The sequence below is a fragment of the Moorena bouillonii PNG genome (assembly GCF_001942495.1).
In the GTDB taxonomy this organism is placed as follows: domain Bacteria; phylum Cyanobacteriota; class Cyanobacteriia; order Cyanobacteriales; family Coleofasciculaceae; genus Moorena; species Moorena bouillonii.
Window position 1 is genome coordinate 3834727 of sequence record NZ_MKZS01000001.1, and the last position, 17537, is coordinate 3852263.

The window sequence follows — 17537 nt, forward strand, 5'->3', positions numbered from 1 at the left end:
GATGCCTAGAGTGAACAGTAACTTGTTGTGTTGGCAAATTGCCCATTCACATCATAATTAGGTAGGTACAAATAAAACTAAGATGCTGAAGGTGAACCATTAACACTCACCCCTCACCCGTCAACTTTCACCTATCAACTGTCACCTATAAACCCTGGCCTTTGGCCACGCGTGCGCGTTCAACCCTGGCCTTAAGGCCGTAGGCCACGCTGCGCGAACGGCCACGGGTGGGCGTTCAACCATCAACCATCAACCTTCAACATTCCATCTTCCATATAAGACACTTGGTCAGCTACATCGATAATACGAGGATCGTGAGTTACCATCAGCACTGTGCAACCTTTTTCCTTAGCCAGACGACGCAGCAACTCAATCACTGTATGACCACTATGAGAATCCAAGGCTGCTGTTGGCTCATCTGCCATAATTAGGGGTGGCTCTTTAGCTAAAGCCCGCGCGATCGCTACCCGTTGCTTCTGTCCCCCTGACAAGTCACTCGGTCTAAGATGTCCTTTCCCCTCTAAACCAACCTGCTCTAATAACGTTTTTGCCTGCTGTCGAGCATTGACCCCCTGAATTCCCTTAATGTTTAGCACAACTTCCACATTTTCTGCTGCTGTCAGTGCCGGAAATAGGTTGAAGTGTTGGAAAATAAAGCCAATGTGTTCCCGTCGAAACTCTGCCAGGTTAGTTCTAGACATACCAGTAATTTCTTGACCCAGTAAATAGACTTTTCCCAGTGTCGGGGTCAGTAATCCCGCCAAGATTGACAAAAGGGTAGTCTTGCCAGAGCCAGACGGTCCCATTAAAAGTTGGATATCACCACGTTTGACTTCCCAGTCTATTCCTTTGAGGACTGGAACACGGTTTTGTCCTGACTGGAAGTCCATCTGCACCCCTTTAGCAAGAATGGAGCGTAAACCATATTTAGGTAAATCTATAACTTTAGATACTTTAGAGCCGCCCTTAATCAGTTTTTTGGGAAACACCATATATTAAAATATAGCAGCACCCGTTGACTATACTCCTAAGTGGTACTGCTGGTAATTGACGACTCCCCATCGCTAAAGCTAGGGGATTCTGGCAGATTAATTTATATAGCTGCGAGCTAGACTGAATAGAAACGTTTTGTTTCACATCAGAGGGACTCGCCATCAGTCCTACTGCTGGAGATAAGACTTACCATGCTACATCTTATCTCTAGATGCGTTTTGTCGGATACTTGTTCCGATTGCTTCGTTATAGTGCTAAGCAATAGTGCTAACTATGGTAGTTAGGAGCTTATATCAAAGCTACAGCCGTGACTACCAGACCGTGAGCTTACGCTAAAGCACTGGATTCCGACTTCACCAGGAATTGCCTAAATTTAGTTGCCCAAACCCAGGTCTTATATTCCTGCCATCAGCAGCAGTCCTAGTTTGTGACATACTCCTACACTTACTCTTTGAGTTCTGTGTAGGCTTCTTGCCAACTCCACCCAATGGTATCGGCTTTCGCCGACGCTGCGCGAACGGATACAAGGCCGTAGGCCACGCTACGCGAAAGGCAAGCTTTATTTACCATACGGGATGCCCCGACCCACCGGAACAATACAAAAAAAAAGTTCGATTTTTAGTTAGTAGGTGGCGGTTAGCTCTTAATTTGTCTTCCCTACTACTTTGATTATAGACGATAAAATTCATGTCCGCCATTCATCCGACACTCATGGGGTAGCATTGAGATGTGGGGTATAAGAGCGGATGACGCTAAGACCGATGATTCTGCTTGGTTGTTTTTTTGCCAACGAAGTTTTTTGACTTGGTTATCGTCAAAGCGCGTTTTTGATGCTAGCAACTTCTTGGCACAATTCCCCGAAAAAGGCCTTCCCATACGAAGCTAACCAAGCACGGATAGAGCGCGGGACTTCCCCCCTAACGCTTAATTCTGGCAGATAGCTATTTTATAATCTAAAGTATAACATAAATCTCATCCACTGGGAATATTCCCATCCCATCAAGCTAGGGGAAAAGATAGCTGATTGCTGATTGCTCAATGCTTAACCCCTTTTCGCGCTTTGAGAAACCCAAGGCAGCAATTGATTAACATCTAGCAAAAAGACTGTCAAAGATAAATTTTCTTGGGGAATCACCGCAACATGACTAGCAATTCCTAGGGTATCAGCTTGACGAAAAGACTCTGGTAGGGTACGAATATCACTCACGGAAACCTCGATCAAATTCGGTGTTTTGAGTACAGGGATACCAAATCCTTCACCCATTGTATTTTGAGCAATCAGCAGGAAACGTGCTGGGTTAGAAGTGCTGATTTTGCTAGATTTAAATAACCGGCGATGCAAGTCGATAATAGGAATTTCGTGGTCATCGATATGGGCAATGCCTATATCATTAAGTCCACTGCTATAAACAGTTGTGTAATTAATTACTTTGTTGACACACTCAATCGGAAACGCGAAATTGATGCTGTCTATTCTAAAGACCACTAATTTCAAGAATGATGTAGCCTTATGATTTGGCGATAGATGAGTATCATTAAGCTGGGAGTAAATTAAGTTATTTTTCATGATGTCGAATTCATCGTGTTAGGATAAGTATGAAGGATAAAATATTCCAAGTCTTCTGATCAGGATTTGGAAGCAAGAGGAATTGAATGGAGTAACTCACCATACTAAGTTTGTATACTTAGGATGAAAAGTATCATGATTCACGATAATTCAATGATCTGGTTGCAAGTAACTGATTAGTCGTGGACACCCCTCAAGAAGCTAATTGCTAATTGCTAAAGGCTGATTAGGAATAGCTGATAGCACCTCAATTAGCACCTCAATTAGCGCCTCAATTAGCGCATTAACTGATAGATTAATACTTAAACTTCAGATTTACTTTCTTTAATAATATTTTTGATTTTTCCAATAAAATCTTGTTCAATATAAGGTTTAGTAAAGTAAGCATTAGCCCCCAAATGCATTGCCAAACGCTGATGTTTTTCACTGCTACGGGAAGTAAGCATTGCTATAGGAATTTTTGATAACTGAGGGTCTTGGCGACGTTGACCAAGAAACTCAAAACCGTTCATATTCGGCATTTCAATATCACAAATTATCATCTGGACTTTGGAACTTTGCCGCAATTGTTCCAAGGCTTCGTGTCCATCCCGAGCTTGTAACACTCGGTAACCTGCTTTTTGCAAGCTCATAGCCAAGGTTCGTCGTAAACCTGTCGAATCATCAACAATCAAAATTGTGGGAACTGGAGCAGTTTGAGCAGGAGTTTGAGTCCGGTTAACCGATGACTTTTTCTTAGTGGTAGCTTTGAGTATATCAGACAAGCTTCTCGGTTTAGTCTCTTCATGGCTTTGAGCTAAAAATTGCTCTAGCAGGGCGTTACCATCTATCACCGGAATTAAACTACCATCCCCCAGGATGGTACAACCATAGGTATAACTCGGAGCCGCAAGGGCTTTGCCAAAGGATTTAATCACTAGCTCTTGCTCTGTGATCACGCGATCGATTTCTAACGCAAAAGCTTGCTGGTCTCGACGCATTACTACCATAGGTAACGCCCAATCTTCAGGGGTCGGAACATAAACTAAAGCTTTGCTAGGAGTACTTTCTCTGACTGGACAGTTATATTCCAAAAGATCAGACATGGTATAAGTGGGAACCATTTGTCCGCGCCAGAGCAAAAACCGTTTTGTCCCAGATTTTTGCATCTGATCCCCCTTGGGAACCACAATTTCTTCAATACTGTCTGACGGTAAAGCGATAACAATTGGACCGACTGTAGCAATTAGTAATTTAGCAATGGTTAGAGTTAACGGCAGGCGTAGGGTAAAGGTTGTACCCTTACCTGGGGATGAGGTGACAGAGATTTTACCTTTGAGAGCTCGAATTTGAGAGCGTACTACATCTAAACCTACTCCCCTACCAGACAGTTCACTGACTTTAGCTGCGGTGGAAAATCCTGGTTCAAAAATCATCTTTAACAGGCGGGATGGGGGAGCTTTAGCAATTTGTTTGGCTGACAACAATCCCTTGAGCAATACTTGGTTACGAATGCGTTCAATATTGAGACCTTCACCGTCATCCTTGACTTGAATGATGGTTTGATTGCCTTTATGGCAAGCCCGAATTTCAATTTGTCCTTGCTCTGATTTACCTCGTTTCCGCCGAATTTGAGGGGATTCAATGCCATGATCAAAAGCATTACGGAGTAAGTGTAGTAAGGGGTCATAAAGTTTTTCCAAGACTGCTCTATCCACCAAAACCCCTGTACCACTAAGCTTGAGTTTGGCTGGCTTGTGGTGTTGGGTAGAAAGATCCCGTAAAGCCCGGGGAAAGCGGTTGAGTACTTGACCCAGAGGCAACATCCGCGCCCACATCAGCTCGTCTCGTAGTTGAGAAAGCATTTGCCGCTGTTGTTCCAAGGTCTGATCAGACTGCTGAGCAAATAGGGTTATATCCCCCACGGCTTCTTTAAGCAGCATCATTTCTTCTTGTAGTCCTTGGATCAAAGAATGGACGTTGCTATAGCTATCCATTTCCAAGGAATCAAACAGGGGTTTGTTCAATGGGTCTGACTCACTCTCTAGGCTCTTTTGGCCTGACCACGTTACCGATTGCTGGGGTGAGTTTTGCTCACCAAAAGAATTCGTCCCTTGCTGATTCCACTCATTCTGACTAAGGGAGGCAAAGCTAGGATGTGAGACCATTGATCCAGCACTTGAGGCACTCGCTAGACTCTGATCAGATAACTCTTGTAATTGACTAACAATGGTTTGACAAAGGTCAAATCTTTGGGTAAGCTCCCGCACTGCTGCTTGTAATTGTTCATTTTGCAGACCAATACTATTGCGGTTGATCACCAGTTCCCCGACCTGATTGTTCATCCGTTCTAGTCGCTTTAAGTTAACTCGGACTGAACTCTCGGGGGAGATAGAGGTTGGACTTTGGCTGGGATGCTCTGACGGCTTAGGAGTAGATTGATTAGGTTGAATAGGTTGATGCTGCTGGGATTTAGCCCATTGAGTGGTTTGGTTGATAGCTAATTCATTGGCTAGGAATGCGGCTGCTGGTAGGGTTGGTGATGATGGAACATCTGCTTTAGGCATATCCTGGAGCGGTGGCAGGCTTTCAAAGATTTGTTCAATCTTTTCTACTGCGGCTTCCAGGGTTTTTGGTACCTCTAAGGATGAGTTCTTCCGGGGAGCAGAAGCAGTGCTTGATGGATTAGGCGAGTTCGCTACTGGTTTAGATCCTGGGGTAGGGTCAGCCTTAGAGTTACTCAGGTCTTGCTGGTCTTGCTCCGAGTGTGGAACAGTTTCTGCAGTGGGGGAAACGGTTTCCTCTCGGAAATATGCTTCTGCCTCTTGGACTGGGTTAACTTGATCCTCTGAAGGCGTAGATTGATCAGATGTTAGGTCTTGATTGACTTGCCCCAAGTCACTAGTTCTGAGATCAGCAACAATCGGTGCGCTCAGAGGAACTTCCTGAGCTGGCAGGTTCACTTGGGGCTGCTGGCCAGTGGTTTCCTCGGCTAGAGCAACGTCTTCTTGGTTAAAGTTACTAAAAATATCAGTAAAATCAGCTGAGTCGGTAACCTTCCAAGATGGTGAGTCTTCAGTGGCTTGATCTAGCTCAGTTTCCTGATCGGCAAGGGTGGGTGAGGTCTCGAAAGTCTCTTTACCTAGTGGATTGAGTTGGGATGGTTCGGTAGCGGTTTGCTCGGATAAGGTAAAGTCATCAAAGGCATTGGTTGCTTCCCCTAGGTTAAAGTCACTAAAGATATCTTCAAATTCAGAGGTGGTATTTAGACTATTTGTGATGTCATTAGCCGGAGCGGCAGGAGCTTGTGTTAAAGCAACTAGAGCAGTCGAGGGATTTCCCCCTTGAGTGCGATCGCCTTCTAGTACAGCAGCTCGTCCTGTTGTAAAGTCAGCTAGGGCCAGTTCAATAATTTTCAAGACTTGGTGGGGATTTTGCTCTACTGCCGCTACAGCCGTTTGGGCAATCGCTCCAAATCCAGACAAGTTCAGTAACTCAGCAAAGCCAGCAAATACGTCTGCTTGTGCCTTTAATTCCCCTACGACCTCATAATTTTGGGGATTGGCTAAGACAGCAGCAAGACGTTCTAGTCCCTGAGCTACATCAACCTCAAAAATAGAGGATACAATATCAATACCCAAATCACCGGAACTAGGAATGTAGTTATGAACCTGTGTCAGGGCATCACCGAGTCGTTCTTCAATCTGGGCATAAGTGGATTGAGCCGTGGCGAGGGCTTGCTCTGGATCAAAATGGCCTTGCTCAATTTGCTGGATGAGGGGGTTCCGGAGGCAGTCATAAGCTTTGAGCAGCAAGCTTTCTAGCTCAGTATCAATTTGTACCTCTTCGCTGTAGAAAGCCTTGAAGATATCTTCGAGACGATGAGCCAAGGTTTTTATTGCCTCTAGCCCAACACTGGCAGCACCTCCCTTGATGGAGTGAGCGGCTCGCATTAAATCGTGGATCTTAGCCGTGGTTCGTTCTTGCTGCAGATTCAGTAAGCCTGTCTCGATCAGTTGCAACAGCTCTGGTGCCTCTTCGATAAAAAACTGATAGGCTTGGTCTTGGATCTCAGAGTGAGTTGCCATGGTTATTAATTGGTCATTGGTCAAGAGAAAATTGGAAATTGGTCATTGGTCATTGGTCATTAAAAAAATACTAATAACTAAAATGACACTAACTCACCTTGAACTTGCCCACACTATCTTGCAGTTGCTCAGCCACTTTGAGCAGTTGTTTGAACGAGTTAGATACTTGGGTGACTTCTGTGGAGGTTCTATTCGCGATCGCTGCTACGTCAGCCATAGTTTCAGTCACTGATTCGCTGGCTTGGGTTTGATCAACAGCTGTGATGGCAATTGCTTTGACCAACTCATTGATCTTGACCGTTACGGCAGTAATTTGATTCAAACTCTGCCTGGTATCATCCACCAGTTTAGTTCCAACTACCACTTGCTCAGTTCCCTCTTCCATAGCGGCTGCCACCTCATTGGTTTCCGCCTGAATGTCCGCTACCAGCTTTTCAATTTCCGCAGTTGCCTCCGCCGATTGATGGGCCAAGGCTCGTACTTCATCAGCAACTACCGCAAAGCCTCGACCGGCTTCTCCAGCACGAGCCGCCTCAATAGCGGCATTGAGGGCTAACATATTGGTTTGCTCAGCAAAGCCACTAATCAGGTTGACTACCTTAGAAATCTTTTGGGACGATTCCCCAAGACGTTTGACCTTCTTAGCCGTACTACCTACAGTTTCCCGAATCGCCATAAAACCTTCTACAGTAAGGTTCATAGCAGCATCTCCGGCTTCTACCGTTTGAGCTGCTTGTTTGACTGCGGCTTCGGCTTCAGAGGCACTGACAGCTACAGAGCGAGTTGAGACTGTCATGTCATGAATTTTTTGTAAAGCATTAGCAATTTCCTCCGCCTGTCGTAAAGCTTCTGTGGATAGCTCTCGGATCGCTGCTTCATCTTGAGTAGTGGTGGTAGTGACTTGCTTGGTTGCCTGTTGGACTTGCAGTACAAGTTTTCGCAAGCTTTCGATGGTAGCATTGTAGGAATCGGCAATAGTTCCCAATTCATCGGCAGTCACGTGGGCTCGAATTGTGAGGTCTCCTTTACTAACTGGCTCTACTTCCATCAACAGTTCTAGAGCACGCTTTTGCAGATCCTCTTTGAGCTGGCGCTGTTCCTGAGCAAGATTTTCGGCTTCTTGGCGGGCTGCCTCCATTTGTTCTAAGGATGTGGCTCGCTCCATAACATTGCCCAGCTGAACAGATAACTGCGTCAGAAAAATGATTTCAGACTCTTGCCACTGGTGTGGAGCCGTACAATGATGAGCAATAAGTAAACCGTAGAGTTTCTCTCCGTGGACAATTGGTGTCACTAAATTTGCTTTGATTTGCAATCGTTCCATCAACTTCTCGTGGTCACGATGGAAACCTGCTTCAAAGACATTATTGCTGGCAACGACACGCCCATGTTTGTAGCCATCAAGCAGTTGCTGTGGAATACAAGCATCTTCAATTTTATTGTCAATCCTATCCTCAACCATATTTTCAACTGCTTTGGGCCAACCCGGTTGAACTGCCTCGAATCCAATGTAGCCACTACCATCAGGATTCAGGCGGTAGATAACTACCCGGTCAGCATTTAACTGATTGAGGGCTTTTTCGACCGCTTCTTGGAAGAAAGCTTTGAGGTCGAGAGATTTGTCGATGCTGGTAGCAGCAAAGTTAATAATGACCTGTGTCCGATCTGCCTCTTGACGTATCACCTTTTCGTGACTGGTAACACTCTCAGCCATTTCATTAAACGTCCTGGCTAGTTTACCAATCTCATCGTTAGTGATCAGATTGCTTCGGAGGTGACGTGACCCTTGAGCAAATTGCTCGGCTAAGTTTTGTAGCTGTTGGATCGGTTTAGCAATGGCTCGTCCTAGCAGAATAGCTAGTAATATATCAGCAGTCAAAGCCAAGATCACTACTAACAACTGTAACAGTAGGTTGTCGGTGAGCAGGAAGTTTAGTTGAGCTTCTGAGGTTCCCCTTACCAAAAGGGCAACTGGCTTACCATTAAAATTATTTAGCGTCTTGGCAGCCACTGTATAGGTTTGCCTCCCTATCTTGATGCGTTTGGTAATTGGATTACCCTGAGCTGTTACCGCTTGATTCAGGAAAGGGGTATCGGGCAAGAAGACGTTCGGTTGAGCTTCTGCTAAATTGGTACTTTTACCCTGGTCTAAGGCAGTTGCCAAGAGGAATTGACCATCGGGTTGACGTAGATATACCGCACTATAACCTCCCCCAAAAGACTTTAGGGTATCCTCGACGATAGGCAGCTTGCCATTGACAATATCCCCAGAAACCAGTACTCCCAAAACTGCCCCTGTGTCGGTGGTTCTAACCGGTGTGACGGTGTAGCGAATCAACAGATTGTTTTGCTGGACAATCCCAGCAGGTAGGAAGGGAGACTCTTGAGCAACCTCAGACCAGCTGACCAGTTCACTGGTTTTAATTTGCTGAGGATTTTCCAGAACCTGACTGACTAAGTCATTGGGATCGAAAAACTCCGCAGTTCGATCAGAATTAGCATTGACAATAATTCGTCGATCCTTTCCCACCAACGTGGCATATTCAATCCGACGAGTCTGGATTTCTTGCTGGAGAATATCTTTCACTTCTTTGAACAAACCAGGGGTTAAGGGTTTGCCTTGAGCATGGGTTTGAACCGCTTTAATAATTGCGCTATTGTCAGATTGTCCCCGAAAGCCAAACCCCATCTGATTAATTTTGATATTATAGATAATATCCATAACCGCCAATTCTGATTTGGCTTGGTTGATTAACTGAGCACGACCTCCTGTAATAATCAAAAAAGCCCCCACACCTGCTAAGCCAACCACGGAGATCACTTCTGACGTGAACAAGGCTAGAAGCTGCTTCCCTTGTATGGGTAGGTTATAAAACCATTTCAAAAATAAAGATGGAAGTCTTTGGGGTGCTGCAAGCTTTGACTGGATTAACTTAGGTAGTGGTAGCAGTGATTTCCCCAGTTTGGTTTTCAGGGTAGATGTTGACAGGTTAAAAGTTTGGTGAGTGCCAGTATGACCATTATCAGATAAATTATTAGACAATTTATCTGATAATTTTATATCATGAGTATCAATCTGGTGACCATTGTTATCCTTAAGGGAGTTATTCTGAGGAGGGATTTGAGTCATGGAATACGCCCAATTAATTAAAAATAGGTAGTTTATCGTTGTGAAGACACCCAGGGTTTGGACATCGCTGCCACCATTGCCTAACTCGGGGTGACTGATAAATTTTAGGAGTTACAATCACAGAATTCCCCGTCAATCTTGTTGAGAACACAGTTACTTTTAAAATCGCAATTAACAATTAACAATTAACAATTAAACATTAACAATTAACTAACAACACTAACTCACCTTGAACTTGCCTACACTATCTTGCAGTTGCTCGGCAACTGTAAGCAGTTGTTTAAACGAGTGGGATACCTGCAACGCTTCTATGGAAGTATGATTAGCGATCGCTGCCACATTAGTCATCGTCTGAGTCACTGAAACGCTTGTTTGAGTTTGCTCAACAGTTACGCTAGCGATCGCTTCGACCAACTCATTAATCTTGACCATTACTGTAGTGATTTGATTCAAACTCTGCCTGGTGTCATCCACCAGTTTTGTTCCTCCTACCACTTGTTCAGTACCAGCTTCCATGGCAGCTACCACCTCATTAGTTTCCATCTGGATTTGTGCCACAATTTTTTCAATTTCTGCGGTTGCTTCTGCTGATTGATGGGCTAAGGCTCGCACTTCATCAGCAACCACCGCAAAGCCTCGACCTTCTTCCCCAGCACGAGCTGCCTCAATAGAAGCATTTAACGCTAGCAAGTTGGTTTGAGCTGCAAAGTTACTAATCAGGTTAACTACTTTAGAAATCTTTTGGGAGGATTCCCCAAGGCGTTTGACCTTCTTGGCAGTGCTGCCTACAGTTTCCCGAATCGCCATAAAGCCTTCCACAGTGCGGTTCATAGCAGTATCCCCAGCTTCGACTGTCTGAGCCGCTTGTTTAACTGCAGCTTCAGCTTCAGAGGCTCTAGCAGCCACAGCTTGAGTTGAACTGGTCATATCTTGAATTCGTTGTAAGGCTGCAGTAATTTCCTCCGACTGTCGTAAGGCTTCCGTGGATAGTTCTCGAATCGCTGCTTCATCTTGAGTAGTGGTGGTGGTAACTTGCTTGGTTGCCTGTTGCACTTGCACCACAAGTTTGCGCAAGCTTTCAATGGTAGCGTTGTAGGAATCCGCAACAGTTCCCAATTCATCGGCGGTCACACGGGCACGGATCGAGAGGTCTCCTTTACTAACTGGGTCTACTTCCATCAGCAATTCCAGTGCTCGTTTTTGAAGCTGCTCTTTAGCAGTCCGTTGCTCGGCTTCAGCAATTCTTTGCCGTTCCAAGAGGTTGATGCGCTCAAGGGTTATTCCTACTTGGTTAGCTACTTGGGTTAAGAAATCGATTTCTGAAGCTTGCCAGGTTCGAGGTTCACTGCATTGGTGAGCAATTAATAAGCCCAAGAGTTCCCCTTCAACCAGAATCGGGGTAACTAAATTGGCTTTGACCGCAAAGGGTTCTAACTGCTTCAGGTAACACTGGGTCAGACCAGCTTCATAAATATTGGGTATTGCCTTAACTCGACCTTGGATGTACTTATCCACATAATTTTTTGCAAAGCAAGGGTCAGCAATTTCCGCACCGAGAGCCTGGGGCCAACCCGCAGCCACCGATTCAGCAATGACAGTACCTTTCCAATTGGGGTCAAAGCGATAGACAACCACTCGATCCGCATCCAGCCCTTGTCGGCTCCCTTGGACTACCATATCCAGGATCTCTTGGAGACTAAGGGCTTGAGTTAGCTGAATCGTAATATCTTTCAGTTGCTTAGCACGCTTAGCCTCAAGGCTTTGGTCTTGTAGCAGAACTTTAATCCTGGCTACTAGGTTATTAAAGGTATGAGCTAGGGTTTGGGTTTCTGCGGTACCACTTGGTTGAGCAATCGCATCTAAATTACCCGCAGCCACTTCCTTGGCTGTATCAGACAATTGACTTAGAGGAGCAGATAGGCGGCGGGATAAAAGCAGAACAACGATCAGAGTCACTGCTCCCAAGCCTAGGGCTATGAAGAGAAACGCTACAATTAACTCATTACCAGCGCTTTGCTGTTCTGATTTGTCCACGGAAGCAACGGATACCCAATCCGTGTGTGGATTAGTGACAATGGTATAGAACTTATTTTTATAGAGCAAGTAAACAATTTTTACCTGCTTCCCCGTTTTATTCGTATAGGTCGAAAGTCTTGCTTCCTTTAATGAATACTTAGCTTTGAAACCATTGAAGTCTTGCTTAGTATTAATAGTTAGCTGGCTTGGTGCCTTGACTAAAAACTTAGCAATTTCCCAAATCGCTTCACCCCCAATGATCTCCTCCTCATCCAGACTACCTTCAGCGGTGAGGGTACTAATTACCATGCCTTGGCTAGTGTCTATCAGCTGCACTTGTTGGGAACCCATCAATCCGATATGTTCTAGATAAGGGAACAGTTGCTCTAATTGATTCATCGGTAGCACAGCTTTAATTACCCCAAGAAATTCTCCTGATTGAGGATCCTTGATGGCCTGAGCTAGATCAAAACCAAAGATATTAGCTGAATCATCAAAGTCCAGTTCACTGACCCAACGCCCTTGACGCTTGGCTTGTTGCCACCAGTTTTCATCACTTTGCACAAAGTCAGAGGTGAGATTACTATAAGCAACGTTGTACCCATAGCGGTCAGTGACAAATAATTCCCCTAGACCTACATCCTTGACGATTCTCTTTAAGTAACGATTGAGTTGTGGATTGGGTTTGAGGAGCTTTGTGTTTTGAAAACGTAATTCAACCTCGTGAATAGCCAGTTTCTGAAGTTCTTGCTGTTCTGCGGTTTTGCTACCAGCATGAGCTGCATTGATGACTAAAGGATTACTAGCTAATAAGGTGGGTACGGTAAAGGTATCCTTAATCAGTTGGCTAGCTGCTTCACCAGCAATTAGAGCTTGCTCCTGCTGCTGTAATTTATTTCGCTCTTTGTCATGGTCGTGAATAATTCTGTAACTTACTAGGCTAGCCAGAGTCAGAGGAATCAATACCGTTGGCATAATCGTTGTCAACAACTGGCGGCTGAGAGTATTTTTATTCCTCTGATTTTTTTTTTGAGTTTTGAGCACTTCCAGGAGCTGATCTCCTGCATTGATATCTTGGTCTGCCCAATGAGTGACTTCGGTCTCAGCTTCTGTTAACTCTTGAACAACCCGCAAGTTAACGTTAGAAATAGTTGAATCAGGCAAGAGTGTTTTAACCAGCGCATTTTTTGTTTTTACAATCTCACTATTATTGCCATTTAAATTAAAATTATTCGTTTCTTTTTTATGCAACACTTAGTTTTTATCTCCGTTTTTTGAAATTAATCTTATAATTAATTAACTAATAATTATCGATAATTATTTTTGATAATTTATTATGAAATAATAGGTTCAGGTTACCGTCCCTGAATAGTATAATTAAAACTTGGTATCAAAAATTAGTTGGCCATCAAAAACTACTAGCATTTCCCCACCATGTTTTAGCCAATATCCCTGTAAAAACTTTGCCAATTCTGGATTCATGCTTGATGATGGCAGAGGTTGAATCAAATCGGGATTGCACCATTCAATGTCCTCTACCCGGTTGACGACCAACCCTAGCATTTGGTTATATTTAATGGACTTAGGATCATGAGACTGGATATGCAACACTAAGGAGGTGTAGTGTGATGTGTTTACCGGTTGCTGATGCCAAGGAGTTAATCCCACAATGTGTCCGAGATCCACCATCCAAAGAACTTCACCCCGCCAGTTGTAAACACCCATGACCCAAGGTGGCATATGGGCAATTGGAATAATTTGACCAACACCAATAGTCAGCACTTCAGTCAGCTGATTAATTGGCATTAAAGCAGTAGTATCAGGTACTAGATGAAACCGGAGAAACTGCTGTCTAATTTCATTCGCAGCCGTTTCAGTCGCTGATGATGGGGAAGCTGAAGCTGGGACAAACTTGGACACCATGATGATCTCTGTTTTTTTATATCTGAGATTTAGCCCTTGACCAGTTGTTTAATGATTTTTAGGAGTTCTGCGTGATCAACAGGCTTATACAGGTAAGCATCTGCTCCCTGCTTCAAAGCCCAAAATTTATCCATTTCAGTATCTTTGGTGGAGCAGATTATCACAGGTATTTGGCTTGTCTTAGCTTCATTTTTAAGGGTTCGACAAATTTCAAAACCACTGCGATCTGGAAGGACAACATCAAGGACAATCAAATCAAGCTGATTACTGCTAATTTTTTCTAGGGCTTCTGAGCCATTATTGGCAGTTAATACATTAAACCCATTTTGCTTGAGATAACCTCTGAAGATTTCTAGATCTGTTAATGAATCTTCAACAATTAATGCGGTAACCATTTTTCTCCGATTTTTTAAATAACTATAAAATTATAAGCAGATAAGCAAGTGTTTAAAGGTATTTTTTTGTAAATACTTAAATTTCGGCTATCTAGTCAATTCTAATTAACTTGTTTAAGATGTTTAATGATAACTCTCAATACTTCTTCAGGATTTATGGGTTTACTCATGAAATCTGAGGAGCCAACCATCTTAGCTCTCACACGGTCGATGATGCCGTCGTTACCAGTCAAAATTACAATCGGAGTATTGCGGAAAAAGGAGAGCCTACGCAATTGACCACAAATTTCATAACCATTAGCATTTGGCATGACCAGATCTAAAAATATCAACTCTGGCTTAGTAGCTAACAAAGTAGCGATCGCCCTAAGTGCATCATTGATAGCCACAAAGCGATAGCCTTCTGAGGTAAGAATTTTTTCCATGCTTTGGCAGATCAGGGGACTATCATCCACGCAGGCAATCAAAGGTTTCTGCTCAGGAACAGTTTTTACCGATGTTTCGTTCGGAGGTAGTGAAACTGGAGCAGGTAAATCCGGAATCTCTATCAGTTCCACTAATCCTGATTGCAGGTGAGGTAGAATCGAGAGGGTAACTGCCCTAGTATCCCGTTTCATTAGTATGGCCAAGTCTCGTAGGGTATATTGTCCATTCAACAGCTTGGTCATAGTTTGGTAAGCCTGAGGGGATGTTTTAATTCTCAGTTGCTTGGGCTGCCTGATGATTGGTGCCCGATTAGGGCAGCGGTCTGCTACACGAGCACTTTGCCAAGCTTCCCAAAGTTGATCAGCTTCATGGATGACTTGCTCTGCGTCAATCAAGACCAGTGGTTTAAACAATGATGATAATGATGATGAGGAATCTGGTTGGATTTTATAGGTGATCTGCATGCCTTGGGTAACATCAAAAAGTATTTCTACCATGACAGACTGAATCATTTTGACGGCTTGATCACGGGTAACTTTATGCAGATCTACCCATAGGCATAGCAAATGATAGTCCCAACAGACATTGACATCTTCCCAATTGGTATTAGCTAGATCGTCTTGCAGTGATGAAAGCTGAGCAGATGTCTGAGGACAGTGAATGAGTAGGTTTCTACGCCACCGTCTGACTGGATGAGTTCCTCCGGTAGCATACATGAGGCGACCCATATAAATGTGAAATATCCATTCTTGTTTACTAGGATCACTTAGAATGAGTTGACCGCTAAACCGAGGCTGCTTCAAAATTTCAAACAACCCAGCTTGTTTGACGGAAGTAAACTCTTTGATTGGAATTAGAGGATAATTTTGTTCTATCGCCATCATTGCCTTTGGTTTACCTGATTGCCGTTGTCAGCAAAACTCCGAAGTCCTAGTGCTGCCATTACCGGAATAATTTGCCGATTGGCGTGAGACTTTCTTAACCATAGGCAAGAAAAAACACCGGGAACAGTTAAAGACTTTCACCGAGATGCACAAGTAAAATATGATTGATCAGGTAACTGCTAGCTCAATGCTACAGAATTTTATAAGGTTGACGTATCCGTGAGTTTACACAAATTACACGAAAGAGACTATGGGGTATTTACGCATTGACTGAAGTTTTTGATTATTTATGACCTTCTATGCCATAAAACTACTGAAATGTATCACTCTTGCCCCTGAGCCATGTTGCCATCTTGGCAGGGATTTACAAAAATTTACTGGTTCGTTAATGTTAGTTAATTAAAAGTCTATGAGCTACACTGCCTTTATGAGGTTGACTGTAAGCATTCACCAAGGACGGGCTACAGCTCTGAAACCCTTGCCCTATTAAGTTCTAAAAGCTTTTTCAATCAACAGAGTCAGCCCATAGACTAGTTGTAGTCGCTGACGCTTGCGATCAGGCCTTCTTCGTACCAAGGTTGGGAGAAATAACAATTACCAAAAACCCACACCTTACAATTTATAACCTCTCGGAGGTTATATTACTTAACAGTTCTCTCGGCATGATCTCCTATGGTCTCTATTGCTCGCAAAAACCTCTGGGCAGACATCCCTCGCTTTCTGGTCGCTCAAGCAGGAATTATGTTTGCCGTTAGCCTAGTCACCATTCAAACTGGTCTACTCAACGGGTTCACTCGCTCTACAGTTCTTCTGATTGAGGGGTCGGAGGCAGATATATGGGTAAGTTCTGAGCGAATGGTTCAGTTTGAGCTAACCGAGCCACTTTTAAAGAATCAGCTGGATCAAGCTCAACGAGTCAAAGGTGTGGAGCGAGCAGAAGCACTACTGATGGGGTCAGGTCGATGGCGTCCTCTTAAGGGAGATACCAGTCCTGTTAAGTTGATTGGATTTGACCTAGGGGGCACACTGTTCCAACCCGGAAAAATCACTCGGGGTAGAGTGAAGACCCTTAAGGAGCCTTATACGGTTATGGTGGATCAAAGCAGATTACCGACGCTCAATGTGACAGATATCGGTGATACTGCTACGGTTAACTTCTTGCCTGCTCGCTTGGTCGGCTTAACCACAGAGAGTCAATCCCTTGTAGCTAGCCCATTTGTATTTGCTTCCTTAGAAAATGCCAATACCTATATCAACACAAGCTATACCTCTAAGCTTAACTGCACTGTAGAATCTTCAGATAATTTGCAGTGTACCACTATTTACGAAAAGTCAAAGTCTTTGAATAAGTCTGATGAGTCGGAGATTCCTGAACCTACACCTTTGACCCTGACAGACCCCATTACCTATATCATGGTAAAGGCTAAACTAGGTCAGGATCTTGAGCAACTCAAACAGAATTTAGAAGTTGCTTTACCCGGGACTCGTGCTTATACAAAGGTTGAAATGGCACGCAGGACCCGAAATTACTGGCAGGTGCGAACAGGTCTTGGTTTTGTATTGGGTCTAGGTGCTGCTGTGGGAGTGATTGTTGGCATGGTAGTTGTCACTCAGATTCTCTACGCCTCAGTTTCTGACCATATCAAAGAGTTTGGTACCCTAAAAGCAATGGGCGCACCAGATCGCTTTATTTATAGTGTTATTGTCGAACAAGCCTTGTGGATGGCTGTTCTTGGTTATGTGCCTGGTATGCTCCTTTGCTGGGGGTTGAGTGTGTGGGTTAAATCAAAAGGAATTATCCTTTTGATCACGCCAATATCTGCAACAGGTGTTTTTGGTATAACTGTGGTAATGTGTGTAACTTCGGGTTTGTTCGCTATCCAAAAGGTGACTCGTATTGATCCAGCTATTGTATTTAAAGCCTAGAAACCCTTTTGAGTCATATCATGTCCAATTTAATACTTATCATTCTTGGTTGTTTGTGAATTGTTAATTTTTGTGAATTTTAAATTGTTAATTGACCGTAGACCATTAACAATTTAAAATTCACGACTTCCTTGAATAGGAATTGATTAACTGGAATCGATATCACCCAATTCTAAAATTAAACTATTAATAGTTTAAAAAAAAATTAGT

General features: G+C 43.7%; 9 protein-coding genes. 1 reads left to right on the forward strand and 8 read right to left on the reverse strand.

The features are described from left to right. Positions 1-242 precede the first annotated feature (242 nt). The 8 genes from BJP37_RS15720 to BJP37_RS15755 form a co-directional block, all read right to left on the reverse strand. The gene (locus BJP37_RS15720) at positions 243-992 is read right to left on the reverse strand and encodes an ABC transporter ATP-binding protein (protein WP_081431210.1); all 750 of its coding nucleotides are present in this window, start codon (positions 990-992) and stop codon (positions 243-245) included. A gap of 1043 nt (positions 993-2035) precedes the next feature. After that, entirely contained in the window at positions 2036-2560 is a 525-nt protein-coding gene (locus BJP37_RS15725) for a chemotaxis protein CheW (protein WP_070393287.1), read from the reverse strand. Between the two features lie 302 nt (positions 2561-2862). After that, the gene (locus BJP37_RS15730; RefSeq protein ID WP_075900128.1) at positions 2863-6627 is read right to left on the reverse strand and encodes a hybrid sensor histidine kinase/response regulator; all 3765 of its coding nucleotides are present in this window, start codon (positions 6625-6627) and stop codon (positions 2863-2865) included. A gap of 88 nt (positions 6628-6715) precedes the next feature. Next, entirely contained in the window at positions 6716-9757 is a 3042-nt protein-coding gene (locus tag BJP37_RS15735) for a methyl-accepting chemotaxis protein (protein ID WP_081431211.1), read from the reverse strand. A 219-nt stretch (positions 9758-9976) separates the two neighbouring features. Continuing rightward, complete coding sequence (locus tag BJP37_RS15740; protein WP_075900130.1) at positions 9977-13027, reverse strand: methyl-accepting chemotaxis protein; 3051 nt, start codon at positions 13025-13027, stop codon at positions 9977-9979. A gap of 123 nt (positions 13028-13150) precedes the next feature. Then, a complete protein-coding gene (locus BJP37_RS15745) occupies positions 13151-13696 on the reverse strand; it encodes a chemotaxis protein CheW (protein WP_070393289.1) in 546 nt (181 codons plus the stop codon). A gap of 29 nt (positions 13697-13725) precedes the next feature. Continuing rightward, entirely contained in the window at positions 13726-14091 is a 366-nt protein-coding gene (locus BJP37_RS15750; protein ID WP_070393290.1) for a response regulator transcription factor, read from the reverse strand. 101 nt (positions 14092-14192) lie between these two features. Continuing rightward, the gene (locus BJP37_RS15755) at positions 14193-15401 is read right to left on the reverse strand and encodes a response regulator (RefSeq protein ID WP_075900132.1); all 1209 of its coding nucleotides are present in this window, start codon (positions 15399-15401) and stop codon (positions 14193-14195) included. Positions 15402-16073: 672 nt separating this feature from the next. Here BJP37_RS15755 and BJP37_RS15760 point away from each other — a divergent pair. Beyond that, a complete protein-coding gene (locus BJP37_RS15760) occupies positions 16074-17327 on the forward strand; it encodes an FtsX-like permease family protein (protein WP_075900134.1) in 1254 nt (417 codons plus the stop codon). The last annotated feature ends 210 nt before the right edge of the window (positions 17328-17537 follow it).

What these genes read in the sequence shown, in the direction of transcription:
- BJP37_RS15755 (WP_075900132.1), bottom strand. Translation starts at nt 15,401, where the DNA reads ATGATGGCGATAGAACAAAATTATCCTCTAATTCCAATCAAAGAGTTT.
- BJP37_RS15745 (WP_070393289.1), bottom strand. Translation starts at nt 13,696, where the DNA reads ATGGTGTCCAAGTTTGTCCCAGCTTCAGCTTCCCCATCATCAGCGACT.
- BJP37_RS15760 (WP_075900134.1), top strand. Translation starts at nt 16,074, where the DNA reads ATGGTCTCTATTGCTCGCAAAAACCTCTGGGCAGACATCCCTCGCTTT.
- BJP37_RS15730 (WP_075900128.1), bottom strand. Translation starts at nt 6,627, where the DNA reads ATGGCAACTCACTCTGAGATCCAAGACCAAGCCTATCAGTTTTTTATC.
- BJP37_RS15720 (WP_081431210.1), bottom strand. Translation starts at nt 992, where the DNA reads ATGGTGTTTCCCAAAAAACTGATTAAGGGCGGCTCTAAAGTATCTAAA.
- BJP37_RS15725 (WP_070393287.1), bottom strand. Translation starts at nt 2,560, where the DNA reads ATGAAAAATAACTTAATTTACTCCCAGCTTAATGATACTCATCTATCG.
- BJP37_RS15735 (WP_081431211.1), bottom strand. Translation starts at nt 9,757, where the DNA reads ATGACTCAAATCCCTCCTCAGAATAACTCCCTTAAGGATAACAATGGT.
- BJP37_RS15750 (WP_070393290.1), bottom strand. Translation starts at nt 14,091, where the DNA reads ATGGTTACCGCATTAATTGTTGAAGATTCATTAACAGATCTAGAAATC.